Origin of the sequence: Microseira sp. BLCC-F43, from assembly GCF_041929235.1 — a bacterium.
In the GTDB taxonomy this organism is placed as follows: domain Bacteria; phylum Cyanobacteriota; class Cyanobacteriia; order Cyanobacteriales; family Aerosakkonemataceae; genus Microseira.
In genome coordinates, this window is sequence record NZ_JBHFNP010000303.1 from 1 (window position 1) to 3,083 (window position 3,083).

Here is a 3,083-nt window from a genome sequence, read left to right on the forward strand (position 1 = left end):
CAAGTTACTAGCTGGCATCGGTATCAGTAAGTCCTCTGGTCAATCCCGTAGTAGGGGTCAAGGTAAGAACCGCAACGAGTTTCCCGCGTACCAGGTATCGGAAACCCGCCTGGTATCAGAGATTGCGCGTCAATTCATTGACGCGAATCGTGCCCCTTGGGAAGAGACAAAAGACTTTTGACCTTTTTTGAGGTTACTGATAGAATCGGATAGATTACTCTGCGTCATCCCCGGAAAAAGGGGTTCCATGGTACCAATCCCATCTGCGCGTCCACCCCAGGGCTGCCTGCATTGTTGTTGCGGCTGGTGGCAGTTGTCCGTTCAACTGGGGCAACGATTTGGGGATTCAAGGATTTTTTGGTCTTCATAGTTGTACTCCATTGTACGTGGTTTTGGTTTGGTTCTGGTCTGATTGACCACTTCTTCTGTTGATGAAGAAGACTGTGTTGATGGCGATCGCTCGCTATGTTGGGATTGTGCGATCGCCCCTCTTCTGTGGAGAAGAAAACTTTTTTAACTTGCTGGGTTAGAGTGCGTACGCACTCTTTGAGTTTGGATATTTTCTCTACCGCGATCGCAAGGGTGGAATTGAATATTTTTCAAGAGCGATCGCATCGGTATCAGTAAGTCCTCTGGTCAATCCCGTAGTAGAGGTGAAGGGAAGAACCGCAACGACTTTCCCGCGTACCAGGTTAGGACAAGCCCGATGGTATCAGAGATTGCGCGTCAATTCCGAAAGGCAAATCGTGCGCCGCCGCCAATGACAAAAGACTTTTGACCAATGCATTAGGTTACTGATAGAATCTACGAGATTACTCCGCGTCATCTCCGGAAAAAGGCGTCCCCCATACCAAAGTCCACTCAAACTCCGAGGCGGACAACCCACTAGGGCTGCCTGCATTGTTGCGGCTAGTGGCGGTTGTCCGTTCAACTGGGGCAACGATTTGGGGATTCAAGGATTTTTTGGTCTTCATAGTTGTACTCCATTGTACGTGGTTTTGTGTGGTTTTGGTCTGATTGACCACTTCTTCATCATATGAAGAAGACTGTGTTGATGGCGTACGCTCTGATGTTGGGATTGTGCGATCGCCCCTCTTCTGTAGGAGAAGAAAACTTTTACTAATTGCCTTGGGTGAGAGTGCGTACGCTTATGGTGTGCGTACGCTATTCTTTGAGTTTGGAGATTTTCTCTACCGCGATCGCAAGGGTGGAATTGAATATTTTTCACTAGCGATCGCTTGTTCATAATCTTATACAAACCCATTCAAAAGTGTCAAGCATTTTTTGGCTAATTCCTGCTTAAATTACCCTCGATTTTTCGGGCTTAATTTTTATATTTATTCGCAGCAACTAGAGGCGCGAATCGCCATCAAAAATCAGAATAAATGCGATTCGCACCATCAAATTACGAACGAATAGCCGGAAAAACCGCGCGTGAATCGATGACGCTATTAGAGAATGATTGAAGTAGATATTGACATGTACTTCTCTTCAAAACTGAAATTTCTTGCCAAGTTATTAGCCGGAAGATGGTGCGTTAGCGATAGCGTAACGCACCCTACGAGCTTGAACTATGTTGCTCAGCCAATTAATACGGTGTAGACCAAGAACGCACCTCGCCCAAAGTCACCGGAATCACATCGCTAACATCAATCGTGAACCGGAACACTTTCTTGGCACGGCGACTATTTTCTGGGTCAAAAAACTTTAGCTTCACATCCCAACAATCGCTATCAATCCGACAGAAAGGACTCTTCTCCACAGTAATACTATCGAGTTCCATTCCTTGCGCCACCGCTTCTGCAAAGGTAGAAGCTGCTTGAAACGCATTCGTCGCCGCAAAATTGAGCGCCCGGTCTTGAGAAGTCGTCCCCAAATTCCGCAAATCGTAATAGATGCGATTGAGGAAACTATCGAGAGTGCGTTGCATCCCTGCTTCGTTGACTTCTTCTGTAGTCGCACGGACAGTTTCAATCGCCGCCGTGACTAAATTGTTCACCTTCCAACCATACATTCCCCGCGTATTTTCCGGTTCAATTACTGGCACCACTTGCCCGGAAAATAGCTTCACCGTCCGTCCCGTCAGGCGTCCGGGGATACTCACCCGTTCGACATAATCGGCGCTATCTTCCGCTTGAATTTGCCCAGAGAGCAATTCCTGCAACACTGCATACACATCCCGCGCAAAGGGACCAACGGGTTCGATGGCATAAACTGGAGTCAATTCGATATTCAGCGTCCAAATTAAAGCTTTCGCCTCGGAAAGACTTTCTGCCAAATAATCGACCATCTGACGCGCATCGTAAGGGTTGGCAGGAATCGTAGTGTTATCCACCGCCACTCCAGGCATCAGTTGCTTGAAGGTATCGCGCCTTGCTTCGGTACCAAAGTCCTAGCCTAAAGTACCCAGAGCATAGACAATATTCCCGCCGGTAGATGCATCAGATTGGCTAGCGGTGACATAATTCGAGTTGCGATTCGACATAGTTGAAGTTGTTGAAATAGATGGACGAGTTGGGATGGTTTGGGTTGAAGCAACTGTTGGCGCCGTTGCTTCTGCTGGGACTATTTCAGCCTCGCTACTCTCGTCCCCAGTCTGAAGCTGGGGACGAACGGCTTCGGCTGCTACCGGAGGCTCGATACTCGCCCCCGTTCCGCCACAGCCACATCCAGAAGCTGTAACGCTTTCCAATGTTTCTTCCATGTTTCCTCCTGTAAGTAAGTTCAAAGCACCCAAAATATTCAACTTGCCAACCAGACAGCGATCGCTGTCTGTATCGGCAGCATCGCAAGGTAAGGCACTCTGTATGAGGGCGGTGCGTACCTTTTGAGGGTCGGGTGTTTCCCCTTGCTGGACTTGCAGACTCAGCAATAAAGCTGCTACCCCAGAAACAATCGGCGTGGCAAAGCTGGTACCGCTCAGCCGTACCGTACCGCCTCCGGGTTGCGCTCCCAGAATGTTTGACCCAGGAGCGAGAATGCCCTGATTTTGGTAGGTTTCGCCCCAATTGCTAAAGTCGATGGGATGCCCTTGGTCATCCATCGCCCCCACTGCCAACACCGCCGGAAGCGACGCCGGGACG

At 49.1% G+C, this 3,083-nt stretch carries 2 protein-coding genes and 2 pseudogenes; 1 reads left to right on the forward strand and 3 read right to left on the reverse strand.

The window, feature by feature from the left end; translation table 11 throughout:
• Nucleotides 1-181: pseudogene (locus ACE1CM_RS40210) on the forward strand (transposase); the annotation flags it as partial.
• Nucleotides 182-224: 43 nt separating this feature from the next.
• Here the strand turns inward: ACE1CM_RS40210 and ACE1CM_RS40215 are convergent.
• The 3 genes and pseudogenes from ACE1CM_RS40215 to ACE1CM_RS40225 form a co-directional block, all read right to left on the reverse strand.
• Entirely contained in the window at nt 225-368 is a 144-nt protein-coding gene (locus tag ACE1CM_RS40215; protein ID WP_374884680.1) for an anacyclamide/piricyclamide family prenylated cyclic peptide, read from the reverse strand.
• A 444-nt stretch (nt 369-812) separates the two neighbouring features.
• Nucleotides 813-974: an anacyclamide/piricyclamide family prenylated cyclic peptide gene (locus ACE1CM_RS40220; protein WP_374884681.1), complete on the reverse strand. Its 162-nt coding sequence runs from the start codon at nt 972-974 to the stop codon at nt 813-815.
• 614 nt (nt 975-1,588) lie between these two features.
• Nucleotides 1,589-3,083 (reverse strand): annotated as a pseudogene (locus tag ACE1CM_RS40225) (PatA/PatG family cyanobactin maturation protease); the annotation flags it as partial.

Coding starts and splice junctions, on each gene's coding strand:
- ACE1CM_RS40215 (WP_374884680.1), bottom strand. CDS start 368: ATGAAGACCAAAAAATCCTTGAATCCCCAAATCGTTGCCCCAGTTGAA.
- ACE1CM_RS40220 (WP_374884681.1), bottom strand. CDS start 974: ATGAAGACCAAAAAATCCTTGAATCCCCAAATCGTTGCCCCAGTTGAA.